This is a genomic window from Desmospora activa DSM 45169, from assembly GCF_003046315.1.
In the GTDB taxonomy this organism is placed as follows: domain Bacteria; phylum Bacillota; class Bacilli; order Thermoactinomycetales; family DSM-45169; genus Desmospora; species Desmospora activa.
On record NZ_PZZP01000001.1, the window covers coordinates 1,306,672 to 1,324,806 of the forward strand.

18 protein-coding genes are annotated in these 18,135 nt (G+C 48.2%); 14 read left to right on the top strand and 4 right to left on the bottom strand.

Annotated features, from left to right (window positions below; translation table 11 throughout):
* Positions 1-17 precede the first annotated feature (17 nt).
* The 10 genes from bshA (at position 18) to C8J48_RS06530 (ending at position 9,555) form a co-directional block, all read left to right on the top strand.
* Entirely contained in the window at positions 18-1,136 is a 1,119-nt protein-coding gene (gene bshA / locus C8J48_RS06485; protein WP_107725504.1) for an N-acetyl-alpha-D-glucosaminyl L-malate synthase BshA, read from the top strand.
* Between the two features lie 13 nt (positions 1,137-1,149).
* Positions 1,150-2,382 (top strand): CCA tRNA nucleotidyltransferase, encoded by a 1,233-nt coding sequence (locus tag C8J48_RS06490; RefSeq protein WP_107725505.1) that lies wholly within the window; start codon positions 1,150-1,152, stop codon positions 2,380-2,382.
* Positions 2,354-3,337: a biotin--[acetyl-CoA-carboxylase] ligase gene (locus C8J48_RS06495; RefSeq protein ID WP_425430447.1), complete on the top strand. Its 984-nt coding sequence runs from the start codon at positions 2,354-2,356 to the stop codon at positions 3,335-3,337. Before C8J48_RS06490 ends, C8J48_RS06495 begins: the two co-directional genes overlap by 29 nt.
* A 227-nt stretch (positions 3,338-3,564) precedes the next feature.
* Positions 3,565-4,437, top strand: a complete 873-nt coding sequence (panB, locus tag C8J48_RS06500; protein WP_107725507.1) for a 3-methyl-2-oxobutanoate hydroxymethyltransferase — start codon at positions 3,565-3,567, stop codon at positions 4,435-4,437.
* Positions 4,421-5,272 carry a pantoate--beta-alanine ligase gene (gene panC / locus C8J48_RS06505; protein ID WP_107725508.1) on the top strand — a complete coding sequence of 284 codons (852 nt, stop codon included), beginning with the start codon at positions 4,421-4,423 and terminating at the stop codon, positions 5,270-5,272. Before panB ends, panC begins: the two co-directional genes overlap by 17 nt.
* 5 nt (positions 5,273-5,277) lie before the next feature.
* The gene (panD, locus tag C8J48_RS06510; RefSeq protein ID WP_107725509.1) at positions 5,278-5,661 is read left to right on the top strand and encodes an aspartate 1-decarboxylase; all 384 of its coding nucleotides are present in this window, start codon (positions 5,278-5,280) and stop codon (positions 5,659-5,661) included.
* Between the two features lie 198 nt (positions 5,662-5,859).
* Positions 5,860-6,687, top strand: coding sequence for an aminoglycoside 6-adenylyltransferase (locus tag C8J48_RS06515; protein ID WP_107725510.1), 828 nt, complete (start codon positions 5,860-5,862; stop codon positions 6,685-6,687).
* Between the two features lie 149 nt (positions 6,688-6,836).
* Positions 6,837-7,409 carry a PadR family transcriptional regulator gene (locus C8J48_RS06520; RefSeq protein ID WP_107725511.1) on the top strand — a complete coding sequence of 191 codons (573 nt, stop codon included), beginning with the start codon at positions 6,837-6,839 and terminating at the stop codon, positions 7,407-7,409.
* Positions 7,393-8,373: a BtrH N-terminal domain-containing protein gene (locus C8J48_RS06525; protein WP_107725512.1), complete on the top strand. Its 981-nt coding sequence runs from the start codon at positions 7,393-7,395 to the stop codon at positions 8,371-8,373. Before C8J48_RS06520 ends, C8J48_RS06525 begins: the two co-directional genes overlap by 17 nt.
* Positions 8,374-8,745: 372 nt before the next feature.
* A complete protein-coding gene (locus C8J48_RS06530; RefSeq protein WP_107725513.1) occupies positions 8,746-9,555 on the top strand; it encodes a MerR family transcriptional regulator in 810 nt (269 codons plus the stop codon).
* A 22-nt stretch (positions 9,556-9,577) separates the two neighbouring features.
* Here the strand turns inward: C8J48_RS06530 and C8J48_RS06535 are convergent, their stop codons facing one another.
* Positions 9,578-10,210 (bottom strand): GNAT family N-acetyltransferase, encoded by a 633-nt coding sequence (locus C8J48_RS06535; RefSeq protein ID WP_107725514.1) that lies wholly within the window; start codon positions 10,208-10,210, stop codon positions 9,578-9,580.
* Between the two features lie 569 nt (positions 10,211-10,779).
* Here C8J48_RS06535 and C8J48_RS06540 point away from each other — a divergent pair.
* From C8J48_RS06540 to C8J48_RS06555, 4 genes are all read left to right on the top strand, one after another.
* Positions 10,780-11,745 (top strand): sulfate ABC transporter substrate-binding protein, encoded by a 966-nt coding sequence (locus C8J48_RS06540; protein ID WP_107727620.1) that lies wholly within the window; start codon positions 10,780-10,782, stop codon positions 11,743-11,745.
* A 15-nt stretch (positions 11,746-11,760) separates the two neighbouring features.
* Positions 11,761-12,609: a sulfate ABC transporter permease subunit CysT gene (gene cysT, locus C8J48_RS06545; protein WP_107725515.1), complete on the top strand. Its 849-nt coding sequence runs from the start codon at positions 11,761-11,763 to the stop codon at positions 12,607-12,609.
* Between the two features lie 76 nt (positions 12,610-12,685).
* Positions 12,686-13,477, top strand: coding sequence for a sulfate ABC transporter permease subunit CysW (gene cysW, locus C8J48_RS06550; protein ID WP_425430474.1), 792 nt, complete (start codon positions 12,686-12,688; stop codon positions 13,475-13,477).
* Positions 13,478-13,508: 31 nt separating this feature from the next.
* Positions 13,509-14,576, top strand: coding sequence for a sulfate/molybdate ABC transporter ATP-binding protein (locus C8J48_RS06555; protein ID WP_107725517.1), 1,068 nt, complete (start codon positions 13,509-13,511; stop codon positions 14,574-14,576).
* Between the two features lie 56 nt (positions 14,577-14,632).
* Here the strand turns inward: C8J48_RS06555 and C8J48_RS06560 are convergent, their stop codons facing one another.
* From C8J48_RS06560 to fabV, 3 genes are all read right to left on the bottom strand, one after another.
* Positions 14,633-16,006 (bottom strand): PepSY-associated TM helix domain-containing protein, encoded by a 1,374-nt coding sequence (locus C8J48_RS06560; RefSeq protein WP_107725518.1) that lies wholly within the window; start codon positions 16,004-16,006, stop codon positions 14,633-14,635.
* Positions 16,007-16,099: 93 nt separating this feature from the next.
* Positions 16,100-16,681 carry a DeoR family transcriptional regulator gene (locus C8J48_RS06565; RefSeq protein ID WP_107725519.1) on the bottom strand — a complete coding sequence of 194 codons (582 nt, stop codon included), beginning with the start codon at positions 16,679-16,681 and terminating at the stop codon, positions 16,100-16,102.
* Positions 16,682-16,866: 185 nt separating this feature from the next.
* On the bottom strand, positions 16,867-18,063 hold the full coding sequence (gene fabV, locus C8J48_RS06570; protein ID WP_107725520.1) for an enoyl-ACP reductase FabV: 1,197 nt from the start codon (positions 18,061-18,063) through the stop codon (positions 16,867-16,869).
* Between the last annotated feature and the right edge of the window lie 72 nt (positions 18,064-18,135).

The following is an 18,135-nucleotide window of genomic DNA, read 5'->3' on the forward strand; positions in this document are numbered from 1 at the left end:
AAGAGAGGAGCCTTCACATGCGAATTGGTATTACATGTTATCCCAGCCATGGCGGTTCCGGGGTTGTGGCGACGGAGTTGGGGAAGCTGATGGCGGAACGGGGCCATCAAGTTCACTTTATCACTTACGATATGCCCTTTCGCCTGGGACGCTTTTATCACAATATCCATTATCATGAGGTGGAGGCCAACCGTTACGCCGTCTTTCGTTATCCCCCATACGATTTGGCGTTGGCCAGTCGGATGGCTCAGGTGGCTAAAATGCACCGGCTCGATTTAATCCATGTTCACTATGCGGTTCCTCATGCGATTTGCGCCCACTTGGCCAAAGAGATGGTGGGAGATTGGCTCAAAGTGGTGACAACACTCCATGGAACGGATATTACGGTATTGGGGGAAGATCCATCCCTGAAAGATATTATCTGCTATGGAATCAACCAGAGTGATGCAGTGACGGCCGTATCGGATAGCTTAATCCGGCAGACGAAGGAATTGTTGTGTATTGATAAACCGTTGCACCGCATTTATAACTTTGTCGACCAACGGGTATATCGGCCCTTAGACGTTTCCGATATCCGTTCCAACTACGCTTCTCCCACTGAGAAATTGATGCTGCATATCTCCAACTTTCGCGGCGTAAAGCGGGTTCCCGATGTGATCCGCATTTTCGCCAAAGTGCAGCGAGAGATTCCGTCCCGTTTGATTTTGGTTGGGGAAGGTCCGGAATTGTCGCTCGCGATGCAGCTGGCGGAGGAGCTCGGAGTGGAATCCCGGGTCCGTTTTCTAGGGAAACAAGATGAAGTAGCTCGCCTGATCTCATTGGCGGATCTGTTATTGCTGCCGTCACAAAAAGAAAGCTTCGGCCTAGTAGCGTTAGAAGCGATGGCTTGTGGTGTGCCCACTGTCGGCTCCAATTCGGGAGGAATTCCCGAGGTGGTAAGCCATGGCGAGGCAGGTTTGCTCTCTCCCATTGGTGCAGTGGACAGTATGGCCAAAGACGCCATCCGCTTGCTTTCCGACCCGGATTTGTATCAACGCTTCTCACAAAATGGCTTACAGCGGGTGCGGGATCATTTTTGTGCGGAAAAAATTGCAGACGAATATGAACAGCTGTATCAACAAGTGATTGAAGGCTGAGAGGAGGACAACCATGTCCGCCAATCGGGAAGCGGCCTTAAAAACGATGAAAAAGCTGGAGCGTGCCGGTTATCAGGCTTTTTTGGTGGGAGGATGTGTCCGTGACCGCCTGCGGGGAGTGGAGCCTGCTGATTACGATGTGGCGACGGATGCTCATCCGGAAGCAGTAATGGCGCTTTTCCCCGGAACGGCACCCACCGGCTTGGCTCACGGAACCGTAACGGTAACGGCGGAGGGGGCGGCGGTAGAGGTTACCACCTTTCGGCGAGAGGCGGGCTACTCCGATCATCGACGCCCGGATGAAGTGCAGTTTGTCTCCGATTTGACGGAAGACTTGGCACGGCGGGACTTTACCATCAATGCGATGGCGGAGGACTTACGGGGGCAGGTGATGGATCCCTTTGGCGGGCAGGAAGATCTAAAGCGCAAAACGATCCGGGCGGTAGGGGAACCATTGGAACGCTTTACGGAAGATGCTCTGCGCATGGTGCGAGCGATTCGTTTTCATGCGCAGCTCGGTTTTACGATCGATCCGCGAACGGAAGCAGCGATTGCCTCTTGTCGGGAAAACCTACGTCCGTTGGCGGTAGAACGAGTAACGGCGGAGTTGGATAAAATGTGGAAAGCACCACACCCCGCTGCAAGCATATCACTCTTGTGGATGCATGGCTTGTTTTGCTGTCTTCCTCCTTTTTTTCAATGGGATTCCATCGCGGATCAACCGCAAGTGCCGTTATCCCATTTGGATCGATTTCCTGACTCCGATACACGGTGGGTATTTTTCCTGTTGGCATGTGGGGTGGAAGCGGATAAAATCGGGATGCGACTAGAATCGTTGCGCCTTCCCAGCCGCAGCGTCAAACGAATGGTCGCGCTAGCACAGATTGCAGCGTATAGCCCCGCACCTCCCACCGCGGAGGAAGCAAAACGGTGGATGTTGGAATATGGCGGTGATCTGTATCGGGAAGGGATTTCGCTGTTCCCAGGTTTGGAACGGTTAGGGGTGGAAGCCACAGAGCGATTAAGCCAGGACGCCGTCGGATGGCTGGAAGTGATGCCGATTTTAAGGCGGGAAGAGTTGGCTTTGGATGGCCAGGAATTGGCAGATTCCTTGCACCGAGTACCCGGCCCATGGCTAAAACCGATGTTGGAGCATTTGTTGGAGCAAGTAGCACTGGGGCGAATCCCCAATACAAAACAAGCGTTGATCGAGGCAGGTGAAGCGTTTGGCAAACCGGATTCGTGAATCATTACTAGGACTGCTGCTGGAGCGAAGTGGCTCATTTGTCTCCGGGGAGGAGATCAGTCGGCATGTCAATTGTAGCCGTACGGCGATTTGGAAGCATATCGAGGAGTTGCGTAAGGAAGGATATCAAATTGAGGCCCGCCCTCGTAGCGGTTATCGATTGTTATATCGCCCGGATCGGGTGGCGCCGGAAGAGTTAAAGCCGCATTTAACCACCCGTCGCTTTGGACAAGCAATCCGGTATTGGCGTCAGATTCCCTCCACCCAGCCAGCCGCGCATGAATGGGCACGAGAGGGAGCGGAAGAGGGAGCGTTAGTCATTACCGAGGAGCAGACACAGGGGAGAGGGCGGCTGGGGCGTATGTGGCACTCCCCGCCAAACAACGGCATCTGGATGAGCATCATCTTGCGTCCTCCTATTCCCTTGACCCAGGCACCCCAACTGACGCTGATGGCCTCAGTGGCGGTGACACGGGCACTACGACAAACTACTGGATTGGATGTCCGCATCAAGTGGCCTAACGATCTCTTAATCGAAGGGAAAAAGGTGTGTGGCATCCTGACTGAGTTACGGGGCGAACAGGACCACATTCAATATGTCGTCATGGGAACCGGAATCAACGTCAATGTCACCTCCGATTGGTGGCCAGACGAATTAAAGGAAAAAGCGACTTCGTTGGCAATTGCAGGGGGACATACATACCACCGTGTAGAGTTGATTGCGGCGATTCTAGGGGAGCTGGAGCAGATGTATGAAGGATATCTGACCCATGGCTTTGAACCGATCCGTATCCTGTGGGAGGAATATGCCGGGATGCTGGGCAATGTCATCCGTGCTTTCACGCCCCAGGGTGAAGTGACAGGGGAAGCGATCGGGTTGGATGCGACGGGAGCGTTGTTGCTCCAGCAAGGAGACCACACTCTTCCGATCTTTTCGTCGGATATCGAAGTGTAAAACATTGTATTTCCATTTCAAATGCGTTACCCTTAAATTGTCGGCAACATCCGGCAGGAGTTGCACGACTGAAATCAAGCGAGTAAAAGCCATCAAACAGGATCTGCTTCGAGCCCTTAGGGACGGAGACAGAGGTGACTTGGCAACTCCAACGCCTTATGGTCCCGTTGTGGCTGTAGGCGTTTTTTGATGTACAGCCTCTGCCTCCCACACAAAAAGGAGGTTAAATGATGACGACAACTAAACGGATGACGGTAACCACCTTGCGCCGCATGAAAGAGCAAAAGGAACCGATTGCGATGGTGACGGCTTATGACGCGCCTTCGGCTGTATTCGCTGAAGCCGGTGGAGCGGATGTTTTGCTGGTAGGGGATTCGGTGGGAATGGTTGTGTTGGGGTATGATTCAACCGTGCCTGTCACCATCGATGAGATGCTCCACCACACCAAAGCGGTGACCCGAAAATCACGCCGGGCATTGGTAGTGACGGACCTTCCCTTTTTAACTGCCCACCTCCAAAAAGAGGAGGTCTTAAAGGCAGCGGGACGCCTCTTACAAGAAGGAGGCGCCCAGGCGGTAAAAGTAGAGGGAGGCCATGCCGTTATTCCGGGAATTGAAGCATGTGTCGCCGCAGGCATCCCTGTGATGGGGCATATCGGGTTAACTCCGCAGTCGGTCAATCAACTAGGCGGTTATCGTATTCAGGGAAAAAATATAAAGGAAGCCCGACGCTTGCTGGAAGAAGCGCAAGCGTTGGAAGCGGCGGGTGTGTTTGCACTAGTGCTGGAGTGTGTACCGGAAGAATTGGCCATCCGGATCAGCCGCGAGTTGACCATCCCTACGATTGGCATCGGTGCCGGGCGCGGGTGTGACGGTCAAGTGCTCGTCTATCACGATTTGTTGGGTTATGGGGATGGTCGCGTTCCTTCCTTTGTTAAACAATACGCTTCTATAGGAGAAGCAGCCCGTACGGGTATCGGTTCGTATGTAAAGGATGTGAAAGCCGGACACTTTCCGACGGAGAAGCATACGTTCCGAATGGATGCCGCTGTAGCGGAAGGGTTGTATGGAGGGAAAGCATTCGATGGAAGTGATATCTAAACAAAAACAGTTGCGACAACGCCGCTCGGAGGCGTTGCAACCGGTCGGTTTGGTGCCGACGATGGGTTATCTGCATGAAGGGCATCTCAGTTTGATTCGCCGTGCCCGCCAGGAATGTAAAACTGTGGTGGTATCAATCTATGTCAATCCGCTACAGTTCGGCCCCAACGAAGACTTTGAGCATTATCCCCGCGATTTGGAAAGGGACCTTTCATTGGCGCAAGAAGCGGGAGCGGACTGGGTGTTTGCACCCACGCCAGAAGAGATGTTACCCCGTCCACTGGTGACTCAAGTAATGGTAAATGAGTTGACCGACCGCCTTTGTGGGGCTTCCCGCCCGGGGCATTTTGATGGGGTGGCAACGGTGGTGACGCAGCTGTTTAACCTAATTCAGCCGGATCGCGCTTACTTTGGCTTAAAAGATGCACAGCAAGTGGCGGTGATCCAACGCATGGTGGAAGATTTGCATATGCCGGTAATCATTGTGCCTTGTCCCACCTTGCGCGAACCGGACGGTTTGGCGATGAGCTCACGCAATGTGTATCTCTCTCCAACGGAACGCCAGCGTGCCTTGATCCTCAATCGTGCGCTACAGGAAGCGACTAAGCGTTGGGAAGCGGGGGAGTGGGAAAAAGGAGAGGAAGCCGCCGCCTATCTGGCGGATATGATCACATCAGAAGCGGGTGTGACGTTGGATTATGCGGAAGTGTTAACTTATCCCGATCTGGAACCGGTCGAATCCTTCGACCAAAGCAAAGCCGTTCTGGCGGCAGTAGCCGCCCGTGTCGGTTCCACCCGTCTAATCGATAATCGGATTTGGCAGAGAGAGGAGTGAACGTGATGTTGCGCAATATGATGAAGTCCAAAATTCATCGGGCCACCGTAACCGAAGCCAACCTCAACTATGTCGGTAGTGTCACCATTGATGAGGCGCTGATGGAACAAGTCAATATCTGGCCCAATGAAAAGGTGCAAATCGTTAACAACAACAACGGTGCCCGCCTTGAAACCTATGTCATCCCCGGCCCCCGTGGCAGCGGTACCATTTGCCTCAACGGCGCTGCCGCCCGCCTGGTCCAACCTGGAGACACCGTCATCATTATTGCTTATGCTTGGCTGGAGGAAGAAGAAGCCCGTAATCATGTCCCCAAAGTGGCCATCATGGGTGAAAACAATCAGGTGAAAGAGTTGGTTGGGGCGGAAGTACACGGGACAATTGTTTGATACTAATTCAAATCAGTTTGCAATACAAACCTAGAATGAAGAATTAAACATGAGAACCGATTATTTTCGGTTCTCTTTTTTTTACAGGGAACACAGGAACTAATGTTGAAGTCTCAATATATTTTACGATAGTATGGGGAAACTTTTGTCACGTCCTCAACTGGATAAGCGGACTTATATCTATCTTGGAGGAATATCATGTGGAGCTCAAAATGGCAACAACGGGATCAAAAATTACCGCAAAAGCGAGAATCTCTGAGAAAGCGAATTGAAGCTGATCTTTTGTCGGACGAAAACATATGCGGTATTTTTTATGGAGGATCACTCGGGGAGGGAAATCCTGATCGTTACTCCGACATTGATCTTCGCATCGTAGTAAAAGAAAATAAGTCCAGATATATCGCTAGCAAGCATAAAAGGGCGAAACGCTGGGGGCAAGTGTTATTTTTTGAGGATCCGGGGGAAGGATTGCCCTATACGGTTGCGCACTATGACGACTTTATCAAGGTGGACGTGTTTTATTATATCCCGGCCGATCTAACTCCTTCGGTATGGCTGCAAGCGATTCATATCGTAAAAGATGAATCAGGCCTGCTCCAGGAAATCCGGGAACAATCCCAAAAGCTCGTGTATAAACCAACAAATGAGGAAATCGCATTATGGCGTAGAAAGTTTGTCTCGTTTGCTCATGAAGTATACCGTCGAACAATGAGAGGGGAGCTGTATTACGCCTTAAAGGGCATCGACGAATTACGTTGGTTGATTACAAAGGGCTGGTATATGGAGATGGGTAAGGTACCGAATGCCCCAACGGATTGGGCAAAAATTGAAGGAGACCGTAGTCCATTATCCTATGAACAGCAACAATCCCTATGCAACTGGACCGCCTATCGCCATCCACAATCAATTGAACAGGTAACGGCTGAACTTTGTGACGTGTTTATTGATTTAAATGAATCACTGAGTAAGCAATACAATATCCCCTCAGAAAAGGCATTGTTATTGCGCGCATTGGCTAACATATGATGTTTTTGGGTGCGGTCACCGCAAATACAAATTCAGCCGATCTAGAGAGCCATACACGCCTGTCGTTCTCCAATAGATCCGGTTATTGAATTATTATTTCACTAGTGTTATATTTTATATATGAAATACTAAAGATTAGGAGTCTGTCTATGCACCCAATTTCAAATGTCGAATTTATGCTGCTGCAAATGATCGCGGAATGTCGTCAAGCTTCGGGGTACGATATCAAGAAGTTAGTCGCTCAGCGAGGCTATTGGGAATGGGCGAATATCGGCACGACTTCGATCTACGCAGGACTGAAGAAACTGAGCAATAAAGGATGGATCGCATCTGAGGAATCCGACGGAAAATCCGGAAAGGGACCAATGCCGACCCGCTTTGCCCTCACCAAAGCCGGTATGGCCAAGCTGAGAAATGAAATCTTTGACAGTCTGTCGTCAACACGGGAGCGCGACAACCGCTTCGATCTCGGCTTGGCCGCTTTGCCTCTTATTGAGAAGGACAAGGCCATAGTTGCTTTGCGGAAACGGTTGGATTTTCTTCGAGAGGCTTCAAAAAAGATAAGACAGAAGTACGAATCGCAAGGTGGCGTTCGATTGCCGCTGAACGTAAGAGCGCTGTTCTTGCATCCAGTAAGCCTGATTGAATGTGAACTAGAGTTCGTTTCCTGTTTAATTAAAGAATTGCTGGGGGAGACAAGGGAAAATGGCCAAAATGATTGAAGGTTTTGTTCCTTACCAAGGCAAACATTGCGAAACGACAGCCATGGGCAATTTACTGCAATTTGCGGGGGGACAGCTGTCGGAGCCGATGCTGTTCGGACTCGGGCAAGGGCTCGGATTCATTTATTGGGACTCAAAGAGAACGGACTTTCCGTTCATCGGAGGAAGGGTAAAACCAGATGAACTGACAGCCAACCTCGCCAATAGGCTTGAATTGACCGTTAAAATTCAAGAAACGTCGTCCGTCAACAAAGCGTGGCAGAACGTACGGAGTTGCATCGATCGCGGACTTCCGGTCGGGCTAAAATTGGATTCCTATTACTTGGACTATTTCACGAACAACGTGCACTTTGCCGGTCACTATGCGGTCCTATACGGCGTGGATGACGAATACGCCTACATGGCGGACACCAAACAACAGGGCGGACTGGTGAAGACGCGTTTGACAAGCTTGACCGCGGCCAGAAACGCAAAGGGGCCGATGAGTTCCCGGAATCGTTCTTTTACGCTTGAGCCGATCGACGCCTTGCCGCCACTCGCTCCCGCTATACGCGCATCCTTGACCAAAAATGCGCATGACTATTTGCACCCGCCCATTCGCAATATCGGAAATAAAGGCATTGTCAAAATGAGCGATGAAATTCTGAAGTGGCCTTCCCGCAGCAACAATATCGAGCATGATCTGTGCCTGGCTGCATTGCTGATGGAACGCGCGGGAACCGGCGGCGCTTTGTTTCGAAATCTGTATCGGGATTTCCTAAAAGAATGCGTCGATCAGTTAGAAGACCCGAATATCGAACAAGCCCACCGTTTGTTTACGGCAATCGCCCCAATGTGGGTCAATGTCTCGGCTTTGATCGACCATGCGGGAAGAACGGGTAGCCACCAGGATTTACAGCAGGCGTCCAAACTTTTGCTCGAGATTGCGGATAAAGAACGCGCAGCGATGGAGTTATTGTTGTGATGGCCGAATCACTGCGCCATTGATAGGCGAGCATAATATTTTTCATGCCCAATATAAGATCCTGTTACTCGGCCCAACATTTGGCCCACTTTAATGAGCGGCGCCGATAGTCCCCCTGCATGAAGATCATGATCGCCGCTATCCTTCTCAGGGTGGGGTCCCGCCAGCAATTCGGAAATTTTGTACGCTAACAGAATTTTGAACTAAAAAAGTCGTATTCCTGTACGCTAAGGCAAGGCATCGACTTGTAAATATGGCTTGTTAAACTCTAGCCTCCGTTAGTTGAATGAGAACACAATTTGTGATTTATTAAGAAGGGTAGGAGTTAGTGGGTCTGAACGATTTTCACACAAGGCTTATCGGAGGACGTTTATGGTTAATAAAAAATACTTTTCAATTGGAGAAGTTTCTAAATTAAAGAATATTACGATAAAAGCCTTACGTTATTATCATAAGATGGGCTTATTAATCCCTGCATACATTAATCCCGATAATGGTTATCGTTATTATACAATTAACCAATTCATCTATTTAGATATAATAAAAATCTGTAAACAAAGTAATGTTAGTGTTAAAGAAATTAAAGCCTTATTTGCTAAAGCCGATACTAATTACCTTAAACTATATTTAGAGCAGAAAAAAGAAGAAATTCATAAAGAAATAAAGGAATTAGAACAACTGAATAAACGAATAAACATTTTAAAAACAGCTATCCAAACATCTGAGGATGAAATCGTGAAAACTGGATTTAATATCCAAAATTTTGAAAGTAGATATATTTTAAGTTCAGCTACACAAGAAGGGGAACTCAATGAAATTAAATCATTTGATAAATTAGATAAAAAATTAGACGAATTTGCTATCCAAACTTTTCAATATGGATTAATTTATACATGTCATAATGATAAATGGAAAGTTAGTGATGTATTTCGTCTAATAACATCGCATGATTATAAATTACTTAAAGATACCTTTAATGTATCAGAATTACCACAGGGAAAATATTTGACTGTTAATTGTACAAGAGATGCTGAAAGTGAGACATTTGAGTTAGTAAAAGAATATTTAGAGAAGAACAGTTTAATGTGTAATAAGATTTATTTGTTTTATTTAGTGACAGATGTTTTTAATCAATATAACCATTTCTCTCAATTCCAAATAAGTCTAAAGTCTACCCCATAGATGAGGTAGACTGACCTTCAACTTAAAGTTTGTATTCGTAAATAAAATTTGTATTTTCAAGTTTTCCGTCAGGTAGATTAAATACAGTTACTTCTTCATCAAGACGAATAAATCTGTTATGGTCATAGAATCCATAGCTACTCATTGTGTCAGTATATACATAAATTTTATTTGCTTTTGTATTTCTTAGGTAAGAAATGAGCTCATTAAATAATTTCGTACCTATCTTTTTTCCTCTAGCCTCTTCAGAAACCGCGAAGAATTCTAAACAACCTTGAAACTCATTTTCTTTTCCTCTAATTAACTTGCTGTATGCTTCATTTGTTTTGCCGGTAAGTTCAACAAATACATTCCGTTCTATGTCATTTAGATTTAAAAGTTGTAGCAATTCTCTTGTATAATCATCTTGTAGCAATTTATAAGAGGTTTTTTCGCCAACTCTCGAACCAAATATTACACCAATAACTTTCCCATCTAATGTAGCTACCCTTCCAAAAGTACTTTTGTTTAATATTGGACTTATGAACATCATTGTAACTGCTGCATTTATGATGTCCTCATCCTCAATAAAATCCTTTGCGTTCCAAGTATCTGTAATAATTGTTTTAATAGGTTTAATGTCACCTTTTCTTATGTCTCTAATATCTAAATTCATTTTACTTCCTCCTCTTAATTAATTAGCTTACAAGTTGAGTTTAATGTCTCCCCTATGAGGGAGAGTCAAGTATTTGTTGTAAACCTTTTTCTTCAACAAACTTGCCTCGATCGTTACACAAGAAAAAATCTCCCCAACAGTTACTTATTCAGGGTTTGTATTTTTTACTGATGTTGCGTTATCCTGCACCTATAGTTTGAATGTATTCTCTCACAACATATCTCCGCCTTTGCGAGCCTCTCCAAAACAAAAGAATGATATCTTATTATTTATCGATCCGCTCATTCCCATTTTTTTGTGTCACATCACATGCGCCCACATATGTTGGTGGGGGGGCTGAAAAGGGATTGACAGCGGATAAGAAAACCGCTAAGATGTGATTTAATCACGACTAAATAACTAAGGATTATCGGTATTCGCCGACCGTTCCAACGGAGGCCCTCTTTACCCTTGTTTTGGCATGGGGAAAGGAGGGTCTTTCTTAATATATTTCACTTTTAAAGGAGAGGTTGAAGTTGAACAAGAGAAGGTACCGCCCCTTGCTGGCGATATTGGTGGGTTTGGTGGCGATGGTCGGATGCTCCGCTTCTCAAGGAGAGGGTGGGGCGACACAACTACTCAATGTCTCTTATGATCCGACGCGGGAGTTTTATCAAGAGTATAATCAGGCCTTTGCAAAGCACTGGCAAGCGGAAACCGGAGAGAAAGTTACATTCCGACAGTCCCATGGAGGCTCCGGCAAGCAAGGGCGGGCGGTGATCGATGGATTGGATGCTGATGTGGTCACATTGGCCTTAGGTTATGATATTGACGCCATCCAGGAGGTAGGCAAAATCGAAGAAGGATGGCAAAATCGGCTGGAACACAACAGTTCTCCCTATACGTCTACTATTGTTTTCCTCGTGCGCAAAGGAAACCCCAAAGGGATTAAAGATTGGGATGATTTGCTTAAAGACGATGTTGAAGTAATCACGCCTAACCCAAAAACATCGGGGGGTGCCCGCTGGAACTATCTAGCCGCTTGGGCCTATGCATTGGAAAATAACAACGGGGATGAAAAGAAGGCCAAAGCATTTGTAAAAGAGCTGTATACCCATGTTCCTGTGTTGGATTCCGGTGCGCGAGGGTCTACCACAACCTTTGTGGAGCGGGGAATCGGAGATGTGTTGCTTGCCTGGGAAAACGAAGCGTTCTTAGCTTTGAACGAGCTGGACAAGGATAAATTTGAAATCGTAGCGCCCTCGCTTAGCATCCTGACCGAACCACCCGTCGCAGTCGTCGATCAGGTGGTGGATAAAAAGGGAACGCGAAAAGTGGCAGAAGCATATCTGGAATACCTGTATTCCGAAGAAGGGCAAGAGTTGGCGGCAAAGCACTATTACCGTCCAATCAATCCTGATGTGCAGAAAAAATATGAAGATCAATTTCCAGAGCTTAACTTGATTACGGTAGATGACACCTTTGGTGGTTGGCAAAAAGCTCAACAAACGCATTTTAGCGATGGTGGTATCTTCGATCAAATCTATTCCAAGTAGGGGAGCTGTCCCAAAGTGAGCAAGCGTCGCTGGCGTGTTAGCCCATTGCCTGGTTTTGGGCCAACGATGGGCTTTACGCTTCTTTATGTAAGCTTGATTGTGTTGATCCCTTTATCCGCTATTTTTATAAAGACAATCGGTCTCGGTTGGTCCGACTTTTGGAACGTTGTTACCGAACCACGGGTGGTTGCCTCCTATCGCCTCAGTTTGTTAACGTCGCTTGCAGCAGCGGGAATCAATGTGGTTTTTGGTGTGTTAGTAGCATGGGTGCTGGTCCGTTATCATTTTCCCGGTAAAAAGCTGATGGACGGATTGGTCGATCTGCCCTTTGCTTTACCGACAGCAATCGCCGGAATCGCGTTAACCTCTTTGTATACTCCCAATGGTTGGCTGGGGAAGTGGCTCGATCCTTTTGGAATCGATGTGGCTTATACTCCGATTGGAATTACAGTTGCGCTAACGTTTATCGGATTGCCGTTTGTAGTACGAACGGTTCAACCGGTGTTGCAAACGTTGAACAAGGAAGTGGAGGAAGCGGCATCCTCGTTAGGTGCAACACCTGCGCAAACCTTTTTCCGGGTAATACTTCCGGAGTTACTTCCAGCTGTGGTAACCGGCTTTGTACTCGCCTTTTCTCGGGCGTTGGGGGAGTATGGGTCGGTGGTGTTTATCTCCGGTAATATGCCGTTTAAAACGGAAATTGCACCGCTGATTATCATGACAAAACTGGAACAGTTTGATTATGAAGGAGCGGCCGCAGTCGCTTTTGTCATGTTGTTACTTTCTTTTATCCTGCTGATCCTGATCAACGGTTTTCAAACTCATTGGGAAAATCGAAGAAGCAAATGGAGAGGGGTGCATTGAAATAGCGGAACCGACAATCCAACCCCCGCAAACAGCTATCCCGTCACCCCGTAAAAGGTCTTGGGGGAAGCTTCTCATCCCCTGGATCTTGATTGCGTGTGCTGCTTTGTTTCTGCTCCTGTTTTTGATTGCTCCCTTGGTGGTTATCTTTGTGGAAGCTTTTAAACAAGGGTGGTTTGGATATACACAGGCGATTCAAGATCCTGATGCGCTGGCGGCAATCCAGTTGACGCTTTTAACTGCCGTCATCGCCGTCCCAATCAATACCATATTTGGATTAGCGGCTTCATGGGCGATCGCGAAGTTTTCCTTCCGCGGTAAACAAACCTTGATCAGCCTCATTGATCTTCCCTTCTCCATCTCTCCCGTGATCGCCGGCCTCGTATTCGTTTTGCTCTTCGGAGCACAGGGGTGGTGGGGGCCGTGGTTGTCGGAGCGGGGAATCGATATCATTTTTGCTGTTCCGGGAATTGTGTTGGCGACGTTGTTTGTCACGTTTCCGTTTGTAGCCCGTACGTTGATTCCCCTGATGCAATCCCAGGGAAGGGAGGACGAAGAGGCGGCGATTAGCTTGGGAGCCAGCGGGTGGCAAACCTTTTGGCGGGTCACCTTGCCTAATATTAAGTGGGGACTTCTTTACGGAGTGATTCTTTGTAATGCCAGAGCAATGGGGGAATTTGGGGCGGTATCCGTGGTCTCCGGTCATATCCGCGGCATGACCAACACGATTCCGCTCCATGTGGAGATCCTATACAATGAGTATCTGTTTACGGCTTCATTTGCAGTCGCTTCTCTGCTGACACTGCTGGCATTAATCACGTTAATCGCCAAAAGTATCGTTGAGTGGAAAGTGGGCCGGGATCTGTAACGGAATGATGTGATCGTAGGGGGGGCCATCGATGAATATTCATATCGATCAAGTGATAAAACGATTTGGCACGTTCCATGCCCTAAATGAAATTTCTCTGCAAATCAACCCCGGTGAATTGGTGGCGCTGCTAGGTCCATCGGGATCGGGAAAAACCACCTTGTTGCGAGTGATCGCCGGGCTGGAGTCTGCCGATGAAGGGGAGGTGTACATCAACGGGGACAACGTCACACTGGATGATGTACAAAAGCGTCAAGTTGGGTTTGTATTTCAGCATTATGCCCTTTTTCGCCATATGACGGTATTTGAAAATGTAGCATTTGGGTTGCGGGTACGCCCCCGACGCATCCGTCCCGCCAAAGCGGAGATTCAAGCAAAAGTATCGGAGCTGCTTGATTTGGTTCAACTGCGAGGGCTATCCAACCGCTATCCGGATCAATTGTCCGGAGGCCAGCGGCAGCGGGTAGCATTGGCGCGAGCATTGGCGGTGGAGCCAAAGGTGCTGCTGCTGGATGAACCGTTTGGTGCCTTGGATACAAAAGTACGACGAGATCTCAGGCAGTGGTTGCGAAAGCTGCACGATGAATTGGCCATTACAACGGTGTTTGTTACCCATGATCAGGAGGAAGCATTGGAATTGGCGGATCGGGTGGTCGTGATGAATCACGGGAAAATCGAACAGGTGGGTACTCCGGAAGAGGTGTACCAATCTCCGCTTAATCCGTTTGTGTTTGATTTTATGGGGAGCGTCAATATATTCCACGGTAGAATTGAAGATGGAATCGCCAAATTGGGGTCGATCGAAGTTGATGCATCTACAACGAAAAAATTGGATGGAGAAGCGGTCGTCGGCTATGTACGCCCACATGATGTGGAGATCATTACACAGAAGGATGAAGCCGATCTGGAAGCGAAGGTTTTGCATATCCATCCGATCGGCCCGACTGTCCGGCTAGAATTAACGCACGTGGACGACAAAGAACACATCCAGGCGGAAGTAAATCGGGAAGATTATGAGTTGCTCCAGATTAAATCTGGTGATCAAGTAGCCTTAAAATTGCGGAAGCTGGCTATATTTGAAGATAAGGTTCCATCTTAAACAAAAAGCGCCTCTGATCCAGAGGCGCTTTTATCCTAGCGTCTATTTTGCGGTAATCAGCCCAGCCATTTTTTTAAGGAGGGGATGTGCCGGATGACCAACCAATCCAGCAACAGTACGAGGATCAAGGAGAGTCCTACCAGCGGAAACAGCAATCCCAGCACGATGACGAGTATCCCTACCCCTTTGACCAGTTTAAAATCACGTGGCAGGGTAGGAGCCCCTAATTGATTGCTCGGTTTTCGTTTCCACCACATGATGATCCCAGTTACAGCGATGGCGACGATCCCGATGCAGACGATCAGCCCCGCCAATTGGTTTGGAAGCCCAAAATGAGTTCCTTTGTGCAAGGTGATACCGGTTGCAATGATTTTTGCCATGGGACCGTAGTCGTCGAACCGATAATCACTAAGCACCTTTCCGCTGTATTGGTCCACATGCAATGTAGCCTCATCAGTGGATTTAGCGGGGAAAACGGAAAGGGTGTATACCCCTTTGGCATCCGCCGGAAAAAAGATATCATAGCCGGGGTGAACTTGAAGATCAGCGGCGATAGCCACCACTTCATCGATAGAAAGAGGGGCGGCACTCGTATCTTCTGATTGTGGAACGGGTCGTTGTTCTGCTGCCCAGGGAACGTCGGCTATATCTTTGGCAGGAACGGTCGACTCCGGTTTTTCACCAAACCAAACGGCCGATGGATAACCGATACCCGCTTCTACCCCCATTTTTTGCACTTGTTCGCCCCAAAATCCAGACCACGGCAGACCGGTCAGAATCAAAAAGGCGATTCCTAACGACAGCCAAAAAGCGGGGACAGCATGAAGATCGCGCCAAAATGTTCGCTTCCCTGCTTTAAGACGGGGAAGTATGGTCCCAAAAACACCTCGCCGTTCCCGTGGCCACCACAGATAGATACCGGTAATCAGGAGGATGAGAGCCCAACAGGCTGCCAATTCAACCAGTCGATCGCCCCATGTCCCGGCCATCAATTCCCCGTGTATTTCCTCCAGCCGATCCATCAGCCGTTTATCGTTGTTCAATTCCCCGAGAATAGTTCCATTGTACGGATTGACAAAAACGGTGAGGGACTGGCCATCATCCGTGATGCCCACTTCAGATGAGCGGCTCTCCTCTTCTGGAGGGCGGTAACGGGTAATGTCAGCGTCCGGATATGCTTGTCTCACTTGATCGATTTGTGCAGAGGGGTTTAAAGCCTTCCCCTCCGCCTCCACCTGATACCAGTCTTTGTACATCATTGCTTCAATCTGGGGCTTAAACAGATAGACACCGCCGGTTACCGCCAGGATGACTAAGAACGGAGAGAAAATCATCCCCGCATAAAAATGCCAGCGCCAAATCGCGCGGAAGAGGGCTTGAGAACGTCCTTGTGTAGGAGTATCCTTCGATTGAGGCTTAATGGTGTTCATGATTCTCTTGGTTCTTATGATCGGAATCCGACGAGCATGCGCTTCCCACCAAAAGCAAGCCGACACTTAGCAATACGATACTCCATTTTTTTATCATGATGGATCCACTCCTTTTTGGGATGAATGACAAGCTCTTGCGTTTCCATGTAACTGATCGCTGGCAGAAGCATGGGAGTGAAGAGAACCGCCAAACCCCACAATAAAACGCTCTGCTGTTTCTTTGGAAGCAAACGATACCACCTGTGGATGGCAACAACCAATCTCCACCTGGGGGTCAAATACAAACCAAGCATGTTCAGCACTGATGGTGGTATTGGTAAAAAAATCCTGACAGAGGACCTGTACCACCTGCCCCCGCTTCTGACGGTGACGTATAAGGCCACAATGGGGACAGCAAGCCGTTTCTACCTGTTGATCGTTTAACATTAATCGATAGAGGAGTCGTTGATCCCCGGTGCGTTCACAGAGCGGGCATCCGCGCGATTGGTTCTCAACGGGAGTTTTCCACTCGACCCCACCATAGGTGCGACTTACCAAACCTTCTTCAATAAGCGGCTTGAGATCACGATGCACGGTCATCTCAGACACCTGCAACCGTTTGCTGAGTTCACTGATTCGCATCGTTTGGTGCTGCTGTATGAGCGCTTTCATTCGTTGGCGCCTTTCTTTTGGCATCACGGTTTTATCACCCCCAGATGATGTGAAGTTACAACAGTTTCGCGAGTACAGTTTATTAAAGTTCGTCCCTAAAAAGAAGTAGGTAACCAGTTCTGTTTGTTAAAATATGATGACAAATCACAAAATGTATCATAACAATAAAAAAACCCGACTCCTCATAGGAGTCGGGTTTTCTCACTGGCTTACGCCTTTGATGCTAGGCTGGGAATATCCACTTCCACATCGATTTCTTTGTCATAATCGATGCCGTCATACTCAAATCCAAACAAGCGGAAGAAATCGGTGCGATATCCGACCAAGTCGCTCAGTTCATCGATGTTGGCGGTCTCGACTTGCTCCCACAGCTGTGTAACTGCTTCCTGAATCTCATCTTTCATTTCCCAGTCATCCAGCCGAATTCGGCCTTTGTCATCGACGGGCACTTCACCGGCATACAGTCGATCGCTAAACAGCCGCTGCATTTGCTCAATGCAGCCTTCGTGCAATCCTTTTTCTTTCATGATGCGGAAGAGCATGGATATATACAGTGGAACAACGGGGATGGCGGAGCTGGACTGTGTGACGAGGGCTTTGTTGACGGATATGTAGGCCCGTCCATCGAGTTCCTGAAGCTGATCATGGAGTTGCCGCGCAGTCGCTTCCAAATCGTTTTTGGCGATTCCGATGGTTCCATCCCGGTAGACGGCATGGGTGAGAGCGGGACCGATGTAAGAGTAGGCGATAGTGGTCGCCCCCGGTGCCAACAAATCGGCCTCCTGCAACGCATCAATCCACATCTTCCAGTCTTCACCACCCATGACAGCCACCGTATGACGAATTTCTTCCTCGGTTGCAGGGGCGATGGTGACTTCCGACACTTTACCGCTGTGAAAGTCGACGGTTTTGTTGGTATACGGTTTTCCCGCCGGTTTAATCACCGAAGAAAACATTTCGCCGGTGACGGGGTGAACACGCTTTGGTGACGCGAGGCTGTAAACGACGAGATCCACTTGGCCCCAGTCCTGTTTAATCAGATCCAAGGTCTGCTGTTTGATCTCCTGGGAGAAGGCATCACCGTTAATCGTTTTAGCGTAGAGCCCTTCCTGTTGTGCCGCTTTTTCAAAAGCAGCCATGTTATACCAACCGGCAGTGGCGGTCCGTTTTCCTGCTGCCTGCCGCTCAAAGCAGACTCCGATAGTGGATGCGCCTGCACCAAAAGCGGAGACAATCCGCGAGGCCAAGCCATATCCGGTAGAGGATCCGATAACCAGCACACGCTTCGGTCCCTCGATTTTGGGTTGCTCTTTTACATATTGAATCTGTTCCGTTACTTGTTGTTCACAACCGGCAGGGTGCGCAGTCGTGCAAATAAATCCTTTAAATTTCGGTTTTACGATCATATTGTTTTCCTCCAAATCACTACATTCATCAATTTCTAGTATAACAATGCTTGATCCAGTATACCAATGGTT